Origin of the sequence: Salmonella sp. A7 (genome assembly GCF_020181675.1) — a bacterium.
Taxonomy (GTDB): Bacteria; Pseudomonadota; Gammaproteobacteria; order Enterobacterales; family Enterobacteriaceae; genus Salmonella; species Salmonella enterica.
In genome coordinates this window covers 584675-602638 of record NZ_CP084001.1, presented here as the reverse complement: position 1 = coordinate 602638, position 17964 = coordinate 584675, and the positions used below count along the sequence as shown (strand labels likewise).

Here is a 17964-nt window from a genome sequence, read left to right as displayed (position 1 = left end):
GCCGCCCTGTAAAAGCAAAAACCCGCCAGCTTACACTGACGGGTTTTATGAAGAGGTGAAACTGACCGATAAGCCGCTTTCTTTTGGGTATAGCGTCGTGGACAGTCATCCATCCTGCCGCCCTGTAAAAGCAAAAACCCGCCGAAGCGGGTTTTATGAAGAGGTGAAACTGACCGATAAGCCACTTTCTTTTGGGTATCGCGTCGTGGACAGTCATTCATCCTGCCGCCCTGTAAAAGCAAAAACCCGCCAGCTTACACTGACGGTTTTTTGCATGAAGAGATGAAACTGACCGATAAGCCGCTTTCTTTCGGGTATAGCGTCGTGGACAGTCATTCATCCTGTCGCCCTGTAAAAGCAAAAACCCGCCGAAGCGGGTTTTATGAAGAAGTGAAACTGACCGATAAGCCGGGTTCTGTCGTGGACAGTCATTCATCTAGGCCAGCAATCGCTCACTGGCTCAAGCAGCCTACCCGGGTTCAGTACGGGCCGTACCTTATGAACCCCTATTTGGCCTTGCTCCGGGTGGAGTTTACCGTGCCACGGACTGTTACCAGCCGCGCGGTGCGCTCTTACCGCACCCTTTCACCCTTACCTGATCCCACTTGCGTGGGCCATCGGCGGTTTGCTCTCTGTTGCACTGGTCGTGGGTTTCCCCCCCAGGCGTTACCTGGCACCCTGCCCTATGGAGCCCGGACTTTCCTCCCCTCCGCCCGTCTCCCCGAAAGGACGACGACGAAGCGGCGACTGTCTGGTCAGCTTCGGCGCGAAGTATAGAGGGTTCGCGCGACTTTGTCACCCTGCGCTGCGCATTCCTATCGCCAGAGCGGCAGCAACATTTCTGGATGCCCGATAAATATTGTCAAAAGCGCCCCGAAAAGCCTCCTCCAGCGTCACGATGCGCGTGAGTACGCTAAAGACAGCGTCGATGCCATAGTGATGCACTATCCCTACATCGTGCGTCAGGCTGCCGGCAATGCCAATCACTGGCTTATGATATTTTTTCGCCACATTCGCGACGCCAATCGGCACTTTACCGCGAATACTTTGGCTATCAATCCGCCCTTCTCCCGTCACCACCAGCGTACAGTCGTGGATATGCTCCTCCAGGTTCAGTGCCGCCGTGACAATTTCGATCCCGCTGCGTAATTCCGCACCGAGAAAAGCCATTAACGCCGCCCCCATACCGCCTGCCGCGCCTGCGCCGGGCGCCGCCTTTACGTCGATATTCAGCGATTTTTTTATGATGTCGGCATAGTGAGCAAGATTTCTGTCCAGCTCAACAATGTTCTCTTCGGTCGCGCCTTTCTGCGGCCCAAAAATTCGTGATGCGCCGTTGTCGCCGATCAGAGGATTAGAGACATCGCAAGCGACACGAATAGCGCAGAGTTTTAAACGGGGATCGAGCTCTGAAATATCAATGTCGCTTAGACAATGAAGGCTTCCGCCACCGTAACCGATATCCGCGCCGTTTGCATCGCGCAGTTTTGCGCCTAACGCCTGCATCATCCCCGCGCCGCCATCATTTGTCGCGCTGCCGCCAATGCCGATAATGATATTGCTTGCGCCGCTTTCCAGCGCCTGCAATATCAGCTCCCCCGTTCCCCGCGAGGTAGTAATCAAAGGGTTGCGTTTTTCTGGCGGAACCAGCGCCAGTCCGCTGGCCGCCGCCATTTCAATAAACGCGGTTTTACCATCCCCGGACATTCCCCAGCAGGCTTTCACTTTTTCACCCAACGGCCCGGTCACCCATGCGGCGCGTTCAACGCCCTGCGTCGCGGCAATCATGGCTTCGACCGTTCCTTCGCCGCCATCGGCAACCGGAACAGAGACATATTGCGCATCGGGGAAAATTTCCCGAAATCCTTTTTCTATCGCCTGCGCTACCTCGGCGGCAGAAAGGCTTTCTTTGTAGGAGTCGGGGGCAATTACGATTTTCATAGTGGTAGCCTGTTACTGCACAACGCCGGATGGCGTTTCACTTATCCAGCCTGAAATTCAGGCCCGGATCGCTACACGCCATCCGGGCACAACGTCGTTAGCGAGTGACTTCCACTTTCGCCAGTTTTTCGTAGTAGCACGCCAGCGCGCTATGGTCGTCATTACCGTGTCCATCCGCGCGTAACGCCTGCATCATTTCCATAACGGCGGCGGTCAGCGGGAGCTGCGCGCCAACGCCGTGGGAGGTATCCAGCGCATTCGCCAGATCTTTAATGTGCAGATCGATACGGAAACCTGGCTTAAAGTTTCTGTCCATGACCATCGGCGCTTTCGCATCCAGTACCGTGCTGCCAGCCAGACCGCCGCGAATCGCCTGATAGACCAGATCCGGGTTGACGCCCGCTTTAGTCGCCAGCGTCAGCGCTTCAGACATGGCGGCGATATTCAACGCCACGATCACCTGGTTAGCCAGTTTTGTGACGTTGCCTGCGCCGATATCGCCGGTATGCACCACGGAACCCGCCATCGCTTTCATCAGGTCGTAGTACTTGTCGAAAATGGCTTTATCGCCCCCCACCATCACCGACAGCGTGCCATCAATCGCCTTCGGCTCGCCGCCGCTGACCGGCGCATCCAACATCTCAACGCCCTTCGCCTTCAGCGCATCGCTGATTTCACGGCTTGCCAGCGGCGCGATAGAACTCATATCAATCAATACGGTTCCCGGCTTCGCGCCTTCGATGATACCGTTCTCGCCCAGCGCAACCTCTTTCACATGCGGAGAGTTAGGCAGCATCGTGATGATGACGTCACACTGTTCAGCGATCGCCTTCGCCGTAGAGGCCGTTTCCGCGCCTGCGGCAATGACGTCGGCAATCGCTTCAGGATTACGATCGGACACCACCAGCGAATACCCTGCTTTCAGTAAGTTTTTGCTCATGGGCTTACCCATGATGCCTAAGCCAATAAAGCCAACTTTCATCGTCATAGCGTTCTCTCTTTCCATACCAGGATTATTTTTTAAAGGTGTCGGCAAGCTTCTGCGTGCTGGCGCGGAATGCGCCTAAATCGCTGCCAACGGCGACAAAGGTCGCGCCCCATTCCAGATAACGGCGGGCATCCGCCTCTACCGGCGCCAGAATGCCGCACGGTTTACCGTGCGCTTTAGCGCGGGCGAAAATATGTTGAATCGTCTGCTGCACGTCAGGGTGAGAAGCATTGCCGAGATGACCCAGCGCGGCGGCCAGATCGCTTGGGCCAACAAAAATGCCATCAACGCCTTCCGTTGCGGCGATGGCATCAACATTGTCGACACCCAACTGGCTTTCGATTTGAACAATAATGGTGATGTTTTTGTTTGACTGCGCAAAGTAATCAGGCACCGTGCCGAACATATTCGCGCGGTGAGAAACGGAGACGCCGCGAATGCCTTCCGGCGGGTAACGCGTCGAGGCGACGGCGCGAGCCGCTTCCTCTTGCGTTTCAACAAAGGGGATCAGGAAGTTATAAAACCCAATATCCAGCATCCGTTTGATAATGACCGGTTCATTGGTTGGCACACGTACTACAGGCGCGCTGGCGCTGCCTTTCAATGCCATTAGCTGCGGAATTAAGGTGGTCACATCGTTCGGCGCATGTTCGCCATCCAGCACCAGCCAGTCAAATCCCGCCAGACCGAGAACTTCGGTGGTGATTGGGCTTGCCAGTGCAGACCAGCAGCCAATCTGCACCTGTTGCGCCGCCAGCGCCGCTTTAAACTTATTAGGGAAAATAGCGTTATTCATCGCTTATACCTTCGCTTATTTCTTTAATTCTCTACATGTGATGCCGCCACCATAACTTATAGCAACGACAATAAAATGCTTATCTGAAATCAGAATGGATCTCCACATTCTATTTCTAATGTGGTACACATCCTGTAGCACAATATACCGTTCTGATATCTTTAGCGTCTTTTATTATTATCATGGTATTTTCAAATAACTCGTCAGATACACTGAATTCGCCATTCAGTATAAACAGCCTATGGCGGATAATCATTGTGCAAACGCTCATTAAAAAGGGATTATTTAACGCTTATTTTTGAGCATACGCCCATGATACTGGGCGCTAATGCACACATTTACGCTTTACCCGGCCTACATAAAAAATTTCATAATTTGCGGTGATCTGGATCACATTCTTATATTTATACTCCTGTCATTCTTATTTCATTATGCATGAACTTTATTTCTTATATTGAGATTTAACGATTTAACCATAACCAAAATAGATAATCCTATTTCTATCATCCAGGCTGGAGAATGTTGAACAATGGCCAATATCGAAATTCGCCAGGAATCGCCATCGGCGTTTTATATAAAAGTACATGAAACCGATAATGTCGCAATTATTGTTAATGACCACGGTCTTAAAGCCGGAACACGTTTTCCGGATGGCCTGGAACTGACTGAACATATTCCGCAAGGCCATAAAGTCGCTCTGACGGATATCCCCGCTCACGGCGAAATCATCCGTTATGGCGAAGTCATCGGTTATGCGGTACGCGACATCCCGCGCGGAAGCTGGATCGACGAGTCGCTGGTTGAACTGCCAAAAGCGCCGCCGCTGAATACGCTACCGTTGGCGACCAAAGTACCGGAACCGCTGCCGCCGCTGGAAGGCTACACGTTTGAGGGCTATCGTAACGCCGATGGCAGCGTCGGCACCAAAAATCTGCTTGGCATTACCACCAGCGTGCACTGTGTGGCGGGCGTGGTCGATTATGTGGTGAAAGTGATTGAGCGCGATCTCCTGCCCAAATATCCGAATGTCGATGGCGTTGTAGGGCTAAACCATCTGTACGGCTGCGGCGTGGCAATCAACGCGCCGGCGGCGGTCGTGCCGATTCGCACGATTCATAATATCGCGCTCAACCCCAATTTTGGCGGCGAAGTGATGGTGATTGGCCTCGGTTGCGAAAAACTGCAGCCGGAACGGCTGCTGGAAGGCACCGAGGATGTTCCCGCCATCGCCGTTGAAAGCGCCAGTATTGTGCGTTTACAGGACGAGCAGCATGTCGGCTTTAAATCAATGGTCGACGATATTTTGCGGGTCGCCGAACGCCATCTGACGAAACTGAACCAGCGCCAGCGCGAAACCTGCCCGGCCTCCGAGCTGGTCGTCGGGATGCAGTGTGGCGGCAGCGATGCGTTTTCCGGCGTCACGGCAAACCCGGCGGTGGGTTATGCTTCCGATCTGTTGGTACGCTGCGGCGCGACCGTCATGTTCTCGGAGGTCACCGAAGTGCGCGATGCCATTCATCTTCTGACGCCGCGCGCCATCAACGAAGCCGTGGGTAAACGCCTGCTGGATGAAATGGCCTGGTACGATAACTATCTTGATATGGGGAAAACCGATCGCAGCGCTAACCCGTCCCCTGGCAACAAAAAAGGCGGCCTGGCGAACGTCGTGGAAAAAGCGTTGGGCTCTATCGCTAAATCGGGTAAGAGCGCCATTGTCGAAGTATTATCGCCGGGCCAGCGCCCCACCAAACGCGGCCTGATTTACGCCGCGACGCCCGCCAGCGATTTCGTCTGCGGCACGCAGCAGGTCGCTTCCGGCATTACCGTACAGGTCTTTACCACCGGACGCGGCACGCCTTACGGGCTGATGGCGGTGCCGGTCATTAAAATGGCGACGCGTACCGAGCTGGCGAACCGTTGGTATGACTTAATGGATATCAATGCAGGCACCATCGCCACGGGTGAAGAGACAATCGAAGATGTGGGCTGGAAGCTGTTTCACTTTATTCTCGATGTCGCCAGCGGCCGGAAAAAGACTTTCTCGGACCAGTGGGGATTGCATAACCAGCTGGCAGTGTTTAACCCGGCACCTGTGACCTGATCTATTCTGGAAAGCGCCTCGCAAAACATGGCTTAAGGGCCATGTTTTCATATGTTTGATAAACTGCGCCATGTTCATACCGGATATGGCAAAAACACCCACTCCACCATAAAAGCATTAAAATTCAATAAATTGAAATTCTCTGCCAGGCGCAACATTACGTTTCTCACTAATTTGAGTCGCAGCACATGCAATTTGAGGTATGTCGAATATAACGACAGCCTATTAATCACCTTTACTCAATTCTGCTGCATCATCAATTCTTTAATTTGTGCCAGCGTGGACGTGCCTTCCATCGGCCCACGCGCAGAGATAGCCAGCGATCCTGCGGCATTAGCATGGGCTAAAGCATCGGGTACGGAATATCCCGCAAGAAACAGGCTAACAAAGGTTGCGCCAAAGCAATCGCCAGCGCCTGTAGGATCAACCACCTTCACCGGATACTCAGCCACATGATGTTGTTCGTCTTTTGAATAGTAACTGGCTCCACGGGCGCCACGTTTAATGATGACGTGGGCAATTCCACGCTTGTGAAGCCTTGCGACAATTTTCTCTTCATCGCGGGATTTACTCAGGCCGAAATAATCCAGTTCGCCATCGCTTGGCAGGAAGAAATCCGTGTAATCAAGAATGTATTCAAAGGCCTGCGACATTTCGCGGATCTTTAGCATCTCTTTACGGATATTAGGATCGAAAGAAATTGTGCCACCATTTTCTTTTACAATGCTAATCGCCTTGCGTACGGCATCGATCAAACGAAAGGAAAATAATGACGATCCCATAATATGAAAGTGGCGATATTGTCTGAGTAATGTTTCATCAAGGTGATCGGCACTCAGCAAACCGCACGCACTGTCCGGCATGTTGAAAATAAAATCGCGCTGGGCCTGGCTTCGGTAGCTGACAAAAGCACTGCCTGTTGTGGCGTTCGGCAGTACGGAAATTCCCTGTACATTTACGCCATCGCGCGACAAGCGGGTAATATTCATAACGCCAAAGGCATCGTTGCCAACACAGCTAAACAACAATGAACGAAAACCAAGTTTAGCAACCTGATCGGCAAATATGGCGGGCGCCCCACTGGGATACGGCCCCCAAAATTCTCCCGGAGAGGAAAATCCCTGGTTCTCTTTTTTTGCCAGAAACTCGACGAGCAATTCACCCAATGTTGCGATTGTTATGTTCATGCGTTGTCCTTCATCTTGCCTGATGCAGGGTCGGGTTTATCCAGGTCAGACATTCGTTATTGGTATAACTGTTGGTTAAGCCGTCGGCCAGAAACCGTGAGTGGTACTCAGCGGCGACAATCTGTGGCGTAATAATCGCGCTCAGCGTATTCAGTTTCCCTACCGGATAACGCGCCACATCATGAATCGGACGCTGCGCCACCACGGCAATACTCTGTCCACTAAGGCGCAGGCATTCACTTAGCAAAGCAGCTGCACTTTCGTTTTTCACGTTGAGCGTGCCATCCTCGCTGATATGGTCTACCATCACCAGACAACATGACGGTTGAAATTGTTGCAAAGATTGGATGGCGATTTCGCCCCCCAGCGCCTGGCCACTACGCCCCAGTACACCGCCCAACAACACAATTTCACCATCGATATAATCACGGGCCGGCGCAACATGGCTAAGATCGTTGATGATAAGGCACAGATCCCGATAATCGCCCAGGAAAGGAAGCGCTTTACGCAACACCTCTCCGGCCCCCAGAAACACGGTATCGTCGTCGCAGACCAGACGGGCAACCTGCTTAGCCAGTTCCAGCTCTACGCTATGCTCTAACGCCTGCGACTGCACCACTTCATGGCTTACCGCTGCTCTGACGGGTTGGGCCGTGTAAATCGCTCCGCCAAAGGAGCGTTTCAGATAGCCTTGTTGCTCCAGGTAATTGAGATCATTACGGATCGTTACCCCTGAAACCGATAACATTTCAGCCAAATCGTCTACTTTTATTTCGCCGTTTTTACGGACGATTTCGGCAATGTCCAGACGCCTTTTCAACAGGCTGGTAGATGGTTTTGCCACAACATACCCTTTTTTTCCGCTTCGTCGGGAAGTTATCCCGTGCTTTAACTTTCATTTTTAAACTTCTGACAGGGGATGTCAATTTTGCACCACGTCACCGAATGCTCAATGGAAAACATAACAATAAAATCAATTAATTATAGAATTTTCACGTCTCCTATTTACTTACAAAACAAAATTTAAATCCACATTTTTGCTTTCATTTAAGAAAAATTATCCTGCTTTTGTGTCGATGATCACAATCATGTGTGGCAATGATCGTTACATTACTTTCAAAACGAAGGTTATTTTTATTTTAAACTTTAATTTCGAAAGTTATAAACGGAGACCACTATGTTCATTATTTCCAGTAAAAATATGCTCCAGAAGGCCCAGCATGCAGGCTATGCCGTGCCAGCCTTTAACATCCATAACCTGGAAACCTTGCAGGTGGTGGTAGAAACCGCCGCAGAAATGCGCTCACCGCTGATCGTTGCCGGAACACCAGGCACGTTTAGCTATGCCGGAATGGGTAACATTGTGGCGATCGCGGGCGATCTGGCTCGTGAATACAATCTGCCACTGGCCATTCATCTGGATCATCATGAATCGTTAGCCGATATCGAAAGCAAAGTTATGGCAGGGATCCGTTCAGTCATGATCGATGGTTCCCACTTTCCCTTTGAAGAGAATGTGGCGCTGGTGAAAAGCGTGGTCGATTTTTGCCATCGCTACGACACCAGCGTGGAGGCAGAACTGGGCCGCCTTGGTGGGATCGAAGATGATTTAGTGGTAGACAGCAAAGATGCCCTTTACACCAATCCACAGCAAGCACGTGAGTTTGTGGCGCGCACCGGCATTGATTCGCTGGCGGTTGCTATCGGCACGGCACACGGCATGTATGCCGCTGAACCTAAACTTGATTTTGAGCGACTGGCAGAAATACGCGCTCTGGTGGATATCCCTCTGGTATTGCATGGGGCATCTGGTTTGCCGGAAAGCGATATTCGCCAGGCCATCAGCCTTGGGGTATGCAAAGTCAATGTTGCCACCGAACTGAAAATCGCCTTCTCCGACGCCTTAAAAGAGTATTTCCTGCAAAACCCGAAAGCCAATGATCCCCGCCACTATATGCAACCAGCAAAACAGGCGATGAAAGAGGTGGTACGCAAAGTAATTCATGTTTGCGGCTGTGAAGGGCAACTGTGAGGAATCGCCTGTGATCTACACGCTAACACTTAATAGCGCGATTGATATGAATATATTTAGCGATCCTTTACAGCCAAATATTGTCAATCGCACTCACCACACCGAGTTTTGCCCAAATGGTAAAGGGGTAAATGTTGCGCTGGTTCTGGATCACTTTCAAATACCTGCGCATATATTAGGAATTTTTGGAGGTTTCACCGGGCATTATATTGTAGAAAGCCTGCGTACCCGAAAAATGCCAGTCACACCAGCATGGGTAGAAGAACCCACGCGGATTAATATTTTCATTCATGACGGGCAGCAGGAATATAAACTGATCAACCCTGGCTCATATATTCCAGATGAATGTAAACAACAAATCATCACGATTATTTCTCAACTGCCCGATGCAGAATATCTGGTGATAAGCGGCAGCCTGCCACAAGGTATTGAAAGCCGCTTTTACGCAGAAATTATGCATATTTGTCAGCAAAAAAATATCGGCGTAATTTTAGATATTAGTCATCCGTCATTACGTCAGTTACTGGAGTTCAAACCGTTATTAATTAAACCAAATGATGAAGAGGTTAAAGCAATATTCGGTTTAACTGTCTCTGACGACAATGATGCGAAAAATACTCTTACCACTTTACATGCACTTGGTGCACAAAATGTTCTGCTAACCCTTGGCGCTAAAGGAATGTATTTCTCCAATGGGATTGATTACTGGTTTTGTAGCGCGCCAACAGTTGATTTGGTGAGCTCCGCCTGTGCAGGCGATGCTGCACTGGCCGCCTTTCTCAGCCAGTGGTTATCTACAGGAGAAGTGGAATATGCCTTATCTCTTGCCAGTGCAACAGGAGCTGATGTCGCAAGTTCTGCCGGATTAGGCCAACTTGCGGCAATAGAAACCTTACTTTCGCAAATCCACGTCAGAAAGCTGTAGGTTAAATTACAATTTAAGGTCTGCTTATGAAAAAGATCATTGCAGTGACCGGCTGCCCTACCGGTATTGCGCATACATTTATGGCTGAAGAAGCCTTAAAAAATGCCGCGAAAAAATTATCTGTTGAAATAAAAGTTGAAACCAATGGTGCCAGTGGCGTTGAAAATGCTATTCAACCTGCTGATCTGGTAGATATTGCCGGAGTCATTATTGCGGCGGATAAAGATGTCTTACCTGATCGCTTTAATGGTTTACCGGTTATTGAAGTACCGGTAAAAGAAGCAATCCATCATCCTGCGGAGCTGATTAACAAAGTTATTAATGGTGAAGCCCCAATACGTAAAGGCGAATCAACCACCAGAACGGAAATTATCGAAAAAGAATCGCTTGGGCGACAAATTTATAAACACCTGATGAGTGGTGTTTCAAATATGCTGCCTTTTGTAGTTGCCGGAGGCATATTAATTGCGGTGTCGTTTTTATGGGGGATTTATTCCGCTGATCCTAATTCAGCTGAATACAATGCAACCGCCGCTATGCTAATGAAAATCGGTCAGCAAGCCTTTTCGATTATGGTTCCGGTCTTTACCGCTTATATTGCATTCTCTATTTCTGGCAGACCAGGGATGGTGGCTGGATTTGTCGGCGGCTTACTGGCAAATGCTACCGGCGCAGGATTTCTCGGTGGGATAATTGCCGGATTCGCTGCCGGTTACCTGATGTTATGGGTAAAGAATCGACTCGAAGGCTTACCGCGTCAGTATGAAGGCCTGAAATCGATTTTTATTATGCCGCTCATTGGCGTACTGGTTATTGGCGTGTTGATGTCGCTGCTTGGGCAACCTGTCGCAGCTATCAATAATAGCATGATGAACTGGCTGGCATCTCTACAGGAAGCGAATCCAATATTGCTGGGTATTGTGGTGGGTGCAATGTGCTCCTTTGACTTTGGCGGCCCGGTAAACAAAGCCGCTTATGTCACCGGCACGCTTTTACTGGGCCAGGGCAACTTCTACTTTATGGCTGGTGTGTCTGCCGCATGTATTACTCCACCACTGGTAATTGCTCTGGCGACCACCTTCTTTCCAAAAGGTTTTAGCGAGGAAGAACGTGCCGCAGGCATGGTTAACTATATCCTCGGTTGTACACACATCACTGAAGGCGCGATTCCTTTCGCAGCGAAAGATCCTTTGCGTGTCATCCCGATGATGATGATTGCTTCCAGCATTTCCGCGGTACTTAGCTACAGCTTGCGTATTCAGGTTCCGGCTCCTCACGGCGGCTTCTTAATTTTACCTTTGGTGAGTCAGCCGCTGGCCTGGGTGTTATGTATCCTTGCGGGCTCTGCATGTGGTGCGGTGATGCTTGGCCTATGGAGATTGTGGGCTGTGCGCAAAAATTCAGTCAACACAACTCCTGTAGTAAAGGCTGGAGGTCAGAATGCAGCTCTGTGAACACGATATTTTTGTCAGCGATGAGCGCCTCGATAAAGTCACCGCTCTGCACCGTGTGGTGGAAAAGTTATCTGCGGCTGGCAATACCACGCCTGACTATTTACGCGGCATGTTGGATCGCGAAGCACAGATTTCCACTTATCTGGGCAATGGAATCGCGATCCCACACGGTACGCCAGAGTCTCGCGATGCGGTATTACAAACCGGTGTAAAGGTAATCGTTTTTCGCTACGGCGTTGACTGGGGTGACGGCAACACCGCGTATCTGGTCACCGGAATTGCCGCGCGCTCCAATGAACATCTTGAGATTTTGCGCCAACTGACTCGCGTGCTCAGCGATGACGCTATTCCGCAAGCATTGGCTAAAGCCGAATCCCCCAGTCAGGTTTTAACGCTACTGACTGGATCGACGACCAATACGCCAGCAGCCGTGGAGTTGCAGGAGGGTGAGCAGGCAACGTTTGTCATCCATAATCCGCATGGTTTACATGCCAGACCCAGTGCGGTGCTGGTGAAGTTTATCAAACAGTTTCAAAGCCACATTACGGTAGAAAATCTGGATAACGCTTCCGGCCCGGTGGACGGGAAAAACCTGATGCGGGTGGTGTCGCTCGGCGCGAAAAAGGGGCATCGCTTGTTGTTCCGGGCGCAGGGCGAAGATGCACAGCAGGCACTACGTGAAATCGAGGAGCTTATCGCCTCTGGTGCAGGCGAGATGATCACCGTTCCCGTTACCCCACCACCAGAAGTCATGCAGCCAAAGCGCAGTTGGCTATCTCGATTGTTTAATTAGCCTTCGTTTGTTCCTCCGTGCCCGCTCCGGCGGGTACGGTTTTTCATGACAAAGTGAAATCACAGACATTACATACCATTTCGTCATCTTACATTTTCTTTCGCAACTTTCATTTATCAGATCAAAATCACAAAACAACATTACGAAAGCCTATAAATTCTTTCGAAGAAAACAAACGAAAGAATTCGGAGATAAAAGTGAAAGGAATAATTGCTCGTCATAAAGCAGGAGAACATCTGGGCATCTGTTCAGTTTGTTCTGCTCATCCCCTGGTTATCGAATCAGCTCTGCTTTTCGATCTCAACACTGACAACAAAGTATTGATTGAAGCCACATCCAATCAGGTGAATCAGTTTGGCGGTTATACCGGCATGAAACCGGCTGACTTTCGTGATTTTGTCTATGGCATCGCCCAGGAAGTGGGATTTCCACGTGAGCGGTTGATTCTTGGTGGCGATCATTTAGGGCCTAACTGCTGGCAGAACGAACCGGCAGCGGCGGCAATGGAAAAGTCGGTTGAGTTAATAAAAGCGTATGTCGCCGCTGGTTTTAGCAAAATTCACCTGGACGCGTCGATGTCCTGCGCAGATGACCCGACACCGTTGGATCCGATGGTCGTTGCACGCCGTGCCGCCGTGCTTTGTAAAGCAGCAGAAGAGACCGCAAACGAAGAACAAAAATGCCATCTGACTTATGTCATCGGCACGGAAGTGCCCGTTCCTGGCGGTGAAGCCAGTACTATCGGCAGCGTTCATGTCACCCGCGAAGTCGATGCTGCCCGTACGCTGGAAACTCACCAAATCGCGTTTCGTGAATCAGGTCTGGAAGAAGCACTGTCACGCGTGATCGCCATTGTGGTGCAACCGGGCGTTGAATTTGATCATACCCAGATTATTCATTATCAGCCGCAGGCGGCACAGGCGCTCTCCGCATGGATAAAAGAAACGCCGATGGTCTATGAAGCGCATTCGACTGATTATCAGACGCGACAGGCCTACCGCGCCCTCGTTCGCGATCATTACGCCATTCTGAAGGTCGGCCCGGCGCTCACTTTCGCGCTGCGCGAAGCCATTTTCGCACTTGCGCAAATGGAAAATGAGCTGGTATCCCCAGAACAACGTAGCCGCGTGATGGAAGTTATCGATGAAGTGATGCTAAACGAGCCAGGCTACTGGAAAAAATACTACCGTCCAACCTGGAGCCAGGCGATGGTCGACATCCACTTTAGTTTGTCTGACCGTATTCGCTATTACTGGCCGCACCCGCGTATTCGTCAAAGCGTAGAGAAGTTAATCGCCAATCTGAACAACGTCACATTGCCGCTGGGATTAATTAGCCAGTTTATGCCCGTACAGTTTGAACGCCTGTCTGAGGGCGTGCTCACCCCCACGCCGCATAACCTGATTATTGACAAAATTCAGGATGTTCTGCGCGCTTATCGCTTCGGTTGCACGCCGGATGTCGCCTGAATAATGGAGAATTTATGAGCCAACTATTTGTCCGAACCGGAATCACATTCGACTCGAGCCAACAGGCGCTGTCGCACATTGGCAAAGAGATGCTGGCGAAAGGCGTGGTACATGACAGTTATCCGCAGGCGCTGGTGGAACGTGAAGCGTCTTTTCCTACCGGCATTGCGCTGGAGCGTCACGCCGTCGCTATCCCTCATTGCGAGGCGGTTCATGCGAAATCACCCGCTATCTATCTGATTCGTCCAGATAAGCCGGTCATGTTTCAACAGGCGGATGATGACGAAGAGATTGCCGTTTCGTTAATCATCGCCTTAATCGTTGAAAACCCGGCGGCACAGCTAAAACTTCTGCGCCGCCTGTTTAGTGAGCTACAGAACCCGAGCACCCTCGATGCCCTGTTAAGCGCGCCGGATGCCGAACTGGCGATACGCTTTCAGGAAACCATCCTTGAGCCTGAGCAGTGCGCCCAGGTTTGATAATAAATTGATAATAATGAGGAATACCCTATGAAACGTAAAGTAATTGTGGCCTGTGGCGGTGCGGTTGCAACCTCAACGATGGCTGCGGAAGAAATTAAAGAGCTATGTGATGCCAACCATATTGAGCTCGACTTAGTGCAATGTCGGGTCACCGAAATCGAAACCTATATGGACGGAGCCGATCTTATCTGTACCACTGCCAGGGTCGATCGCGCCTTTGGCGATATTCCCGTCGTTCACGGTATGCCTTTTGTTTCCGGCGTGGGTATTGAAGCATTACAGCAAAAAATTCTGTCCATTCTCATGGGGTAACGTATGTTTAGCGAAATAATGCGTTATATCCTCGACTTAGGCCCAACGGTGATGTTGCCCCTGGTGATCATCGTGTTCTCTAAACTGCTGGGAATGAAGCTTGGGGATTGTTTTAAATCGGGTTTGCATATTGGTATCGGCTTCGTGGGTATTGGTCTGGTCATCGGCCTGATGCTGGATTCTATCGGCCCCGCGGCAAAAGCCATGGCGGAACATTTCCAAATCAATCTCCACGTTATTGACGTCGGCTGGCCGGGTTCATCGCCCATGACCTGGGCGTCACAAATCGCGCTGGTCGCGATCCCTGTCGCTATCGGGGTTAACGTCCTGATGCTGGTGACCCGCATGACCCGCGTGGTGAATGTCGATATCTGGAATATCTGGCACATGACCTTCACGGGCGCCATGCTGCATCTGGCGACCGGTTCATACTGGCTGGGGATTCTGGGCGTTGTGGTTCATGCCGCCTTTGTCTACAAACTGGGGGACTGGTTTGCCAAAGATACCCGCGACTATTTTGGCCTCGAGGGGATTGCTATCCCACACGGTTCATCCGCCTACCTGGGCCCCGTGGCGGTGCTCGTTGATACCATCATCGAAAAAATTCCGGGCCTCAATCGTATTCACTTTAGCGCAGATGATGTCCAGAAACGCTTCGGACCGTTTGGCGAGCCGGTGACTGTCGGCTTCGTGATGGGGCTGGTGATTGGTGTGCTGGCAGGCTACGACGCCAAAGCCGTTCTGCAACTGGCGGTCAAAACCGCAGCGGTGATGCTGCTTATGCCACGCGTCATTAAACCTATTATGGATGGCCTAACGCCTATCGCGAAACATGCGCGTAAACGTCTACAGGCCAAATTTGGCGGGCAGGAGTTCCTGATAGGCCTTGATCCAGCGCTACTGCTCGGTCATACCTCTGTTGTCTCCGCGAGCCTGATATTCATTCCGCTGACCATCCTGATTGCCGTCTTAGTACCGGGGAACCAGGTGCTGCCGTTCGGCGACCTCGCCACCATCGGTTTCTTTATTGCGATGGCGGTTGCGGTACACCAGGGCAACCTGTTCCGCACGCTGATTTCAGGTGTCATTATTATGGGTATCACCCTGTGGATAGCCACGCAGACGATTGGCCTGCATACCCAACTGGCTGCCAATGCCGGAGCGCTAAAAGCTGGCGGACAAGTCGCCTCGCTGGATCAGGGCGGTTCTCCCATCACCTGGCTGCTGATTCAACTTTTTACCTGGCAGAATATCGTCGGCTTCGCCGTCATTGCCATTATCTATCTGGCCGGCGTACTGCTGACCTGGCGTCGCGCCCGACAGTTTGTTGCGGCTGAGAAAGCCACGGCGCTACAGCAAAATCAAATCGCCTCTTAATTTTAGGGGAGCAATCGCTCCCCTCACCTTCCTGGAGAATGTTATGAAATCAGTGGTTATTCACGCTGAGGGAGACGTGCGCGTTGAAGAACGCCCCTTACCACAACTGCAAGCCGAGGACGATGTGTTGGTCAAAGTCGTTAGCTCAGGGCTTTGCGGATCGGATATCCCGCGTATTTTCGCGCAGGGCGCCCATTATTATCCTATTACGTTAGGTCATGAATTCAGCGGCTACGTTGAATCCTACGGCACAGGCGTAACGGATATGCAGCCTGGCGATGCCGTCGCTTGTGTCCCGCTTCTTCCCTGCTTTCACTGCCCGCAATGCGAACGCGGTTACTTTTCTTTATGCAAACAGTATCAGTTTGTAGGATCGCGCAGCGAAGGCGGTAATGCGGAATATGTGGTGGTCAAACGGGCCAATCTTTTCCGCTTGCCGTCTGATATGCCGATTGAAGATGGCGCGTTTATCGAACCGATTACCGTGGGCTTACACGCCTTTCATCTGGCGCAGGGCTGCGAGGGGAAAAACGTAATTATCGTCGGTGCCGGGACAATTGGCCTGCTGGCCTTACAATGCGCGCGGGAACTGGGCGCGCGAAGCGTAACGGCGATTGATATCAATCCGCAGAAACTGGAACTGGCGAAAGCGCTCGGCGCAACGCATACCTGTAATAGCCGGGAAATGACCGCCGACGACATCCAGACCGCGTTGTCCGACATTCAGTTTGATCAACTGGTTCTCGAAACGGCAGGAACTCCCCAGACCGTCTCGCTGGCTATCGATATCGCCGGGCCGCGCGCGCAACTGGCGCTGGTGGGGACGTTACATCACGATCTCACCCTGACAACGCGTACATTCGGGTTAATTTTGCGTAAAGAGCTCACACTCCTCGGCAGTTGGATGAACTACTCCGCGCCATGGCCAGGAGAAGAATGGGAAACCGCAGCGCGCCTGTTAGCTGAAAAACGTCTTCAACTGACCCCTCTCATTGCCCATCGAGGCGATGCGGAAAGCTTTGCAGAAGCAGTCAAAGCGCTTAATGGCGCGCCCATGCAGGGCAAAATTTTACTTCAACTTTCCTGATGGTACGAGCCAGCAACCTGCGCTGGCTCACATTTCCTTTCGAAATTTAGCGTTCACCTTTCGCAATCCTTCGTTTAAACTAGTTACAGTTAATTATCAGGCAAATCAATATGAACTCATTTGAGCGAAGAAATAAAATTGTCGACCTGATTAATACGCAAGGCAGCGTGCTAGTGATGGACCTTTCAAATACCTTTGGTATTTCTGAAGTGACTATCCGTGCTGACCTGCGTCTGCTGGAAGAGAAAGGCCTTGTCACCCGTTTTCATGGCGGCGCGGCAAAACCGGGAAGTCATCTGGCGGAAGGCGACAATCAGGAAGTCATTCTGGAAGATCGGTATCAACTCGCCAGCGATCCGAAAAAGCGGATTGCCCAGGCGGCTGCGGCAATGGTTGAAGAAGGAATGACCATCATTCTGGATAGCGGGAGCACAACATTACTGATTGCGGAAGCGCTCGCGCGAAAAAGCAATATTACGGTGATCACTAACAGCTTGCCTGCCGCTTTTACGCTATCAGAAAATAAAGATCTCACGCTGGTGGTCTGCGGCGGTACGGTACGGCATAAAACCCACTCAATGCACGGCACGATTGCGGAACGATCGCTACACGGCATCAGCGCCGATGTCATGTTTGTCGGGGCGGATGGCATTGATGCGACAAACGGTATTACCACGTTTAACGAAGGTTATTCCATTAGCGGCGTCATGGCGGCGGCGGCACACAAAGTTATCGCGGTACTGGACGCGACCAAATTTAACCGTCGCGGCTTTAACCAGGTATTGCCGATGGACAAGATCGATTGTGTGATAACCGATGACACCATCAGCAAACAGGATAAAGCGGCATTAGCGAAAACAGGCGTGGAACTAATGATCGTCTAAAAAGGAGTCGGTTATGCGTTGCTGATCGCGAGAGTAAGCCCGAAGGAAAGGCCCGGCCCGCTATCACCGCCCAATGCCCCCATCACTTTACCCACATCAATCACCTGATTGAGTATTAACGCGATGGCGATAAAAG

16 protein-coding genes and 1 other RNA gene are annotated in these 17964 nt (G+C 51.2%); 11 read left to right on the top strand and 6 right to left on the bottom strand.

Annotated features, from left to right (window positions below):
- Positions 1-388 precede the first annotated feature (388 nt).
- The 4 genes from rnpB to garL all read right to left on the bottom strand — a co-directional run bounded on the left by rnpB (position 389) and on the right by garL (position 3725).
- Positions 389-763, bottom strand: an RNA gene (gene rnpB, locus LCS67_RS02885) — RNase P RNA component class A.
- Between the two features lie 32 nt (positions 764-795).
- A complete protein-coding gene (gene garK, locus LCS67_RS02880) occupies positions 796-1941 on the bottom strand; it encodes a glycerate 2-kinase (protein ID WP_000706456.1) in 1146 nt (381 codons plus the stop codon).
- 97 nt (positions 1942-2038) lie between these two features.
- Positions 2039-2929 (bottom strand): 2-hydroxy-3-oxopropionate reductase, encoded by an 891-nt coding sequence (garR, locus tag LCS67_RS02875; protein ID WP_000178106.1) that lies wholly within the window; start codon positions 2927-2929, stop codon positions 2039-2041.
- Positions 2930-2954: 25 nt separating this feature from the next.
- Complete coding sequence (garL, locus tag LCS67_RS02870) at positions 2955-3725, bottom strand: 2-dehydro-3-deoxyglucarate aldolase (RefSeq protein ID WP_001057715.1); 771 nt, start codon at positions 3723-3725, stop codon at positions 2955-2957.
- A 529-nt stretch (positions 3726-4254) separates the two neighbouring features.
- On the opposite strand from garL, the gene garD reads away from it, so the two are divergent.
- Entirely contained in the window at positions 4255-5826 is a 1572-nt protein-coding gene (gene garD, locus LCS67_RS02865; RefSeq protein WP_001273723.1) for a galactarate dehydratase, read from the top strand.
- Positions 5827-6065: 239 nt separating this feature from the next.
- On the opposite strand, the gene LCS67_RS02860 is transcribed toward garD, so the two are convergent.
- On the bottom strand, positions 6066-7013 hold the full coding sequence (locus tag LCS67_RS02860; protein ID WP_100521892.1) for a sugar kinase: 948 nt from the start codon (positions 7011-7013) through the stop codon (positions 6066-6068).
- A gap of 10 nt (positions 7014-7023) precedes the next feature.
- On the bottom strand, positions 7024-7857 hold the full coding sequence (locus LCS67_RS02855; RefSeq protein WP_001118368.1) for a DeoR/GlpR family DNA-binding transcription regulator: 834 nt from the start codon (positions 7855-7857) through the stop codon (positions 7024-7026).
- Between the two features lie 333 nt (positions 7858-8190).
- Here LCS67_RS02855 and LCS67_RS02850 point away from each other — a divergent pair, with 333 nt between their 5' ends.
- From LCS67_RS02850 to LCS67_RS02805, 10 genes are all read left to right on the top strand, one after another.
- Positions 8191-9045 (top strand): tagatose bisphosphate family class II aldolase, encoded by an 855-nt coding sequence (locus LCS67_RS02850; protein WP_000469985.1) that lies wholly within the window; start codon positions 8191-8193, stop codon positions 9043-9045.
- A 10-nt stretch (positions 9046-9055) separates the two neighbouring features.
- A complete protein-coding gene (gene pfkB, locus LCS67_RS02845; RefSeq protein ID WP_000640685.1) occupies positions 9056-9970 on the top strand; it encodes a 1-phosphofructokinase in 915 nt (304 codons plus the stop codon).
- Positions 9971-9996: 26 nt separating this feature from the next.
- On the top strand, positions 9997-11424 hold the full coding sequence (locus LCS67_RS02840) for a PTS fructose transporter subunit IIC (RefSeq protein WP_000719914.1): 1428 nt from the start codon (positions 9997-9999) through the stop codon (positions 11422-11424).
- Complete coding sequence (locus LCS67_RS02835) at positions 11411-12217, top strand: HPr family phosphocarrier protein (protein ID WP_001175244.1); 807 nt, start codon at positions 11411-11413, stop codon at positions 12215-12217. The genes LCS67_RS02840 and LCS67_RS02835 overlap by 14 nt, the downstream gene beginning before the upstream one ends.
- A gap of 197 nt (positions 12218-12414) precedes the next feature.
- A complete protein-coding gene (gatZ, locus tag LCS67_RS02830) occupies positions 12415-13686 on the top strand; it encodes a tagatose-bisphosphate aldolase subunit GatZ (protein ID WP_000676006.1) in 1272 nt (423 codons plus the stop codon).
- Between the two features lie 14 nt (positions 13687-13700).
- Positions 13701-14165 carry a PTS galactitol transporter subunit IIA gene (gene gatA, locus LCS67_RS02825; RefSeq protein ID WP_000080446.1) on the top strand — a complete coding sequence of 155 codons (465 nt, stop codon included), beginning with the start codon at positions 13701-13703 and terminating at the stop codon, positions 14163-14165.
- 30 nt (positions 14166-14195) lie between these two features.
- A complete protein-coding gene (gatB, locus tag LCS67_RS02820) occupies positions 14196-14480 on the top strand; it encodes a PTS galactitol transporter subunit IIB (RefSeq protein WP_000824293.1) in 285 nt (94 codons plus the stop codon).
- 3 nt (positions 14481-14483) lie between these two features.
- Positions 14484-15857: a galactitol-specific PTS transporter subunit IIC gene (locus tag LCS67_RS02815; protein ID WP_000490600.1), complete on the top strand. Its 1374-nt coding sequence runs from the start codon at positions 14484-14486 to the stop codon at positions 15855-15857.
- A 43-nt stretch (positions 15858-15900) separates the two neighbouring features.
- A complete protein-coding gene (gene gatD, locus LCS67_RS02810; RefSeq protein WP_000844174.1) occupies positions 15901-16944 on the top strand; it encodes a galactitol-1-phosphate 5-dehydrogenase in 1044 nt (347 codons plus the stop codon).
- 110 nt (positions 16945-17054) lie between these two features.
- Complete coding sequence (locus tag LCS67_RS02805) at positions 17055-17828, top strand: DeoR/GlpR family DNA-binding transcription regulator (protein ID WP_001083899.1); 774 nt, start codon at positions 17055-17057, stop codon at positions 17826-17828.
- The last annotated feature ends 136 nt before the right edge of the window (positions 17829-17964 follow it).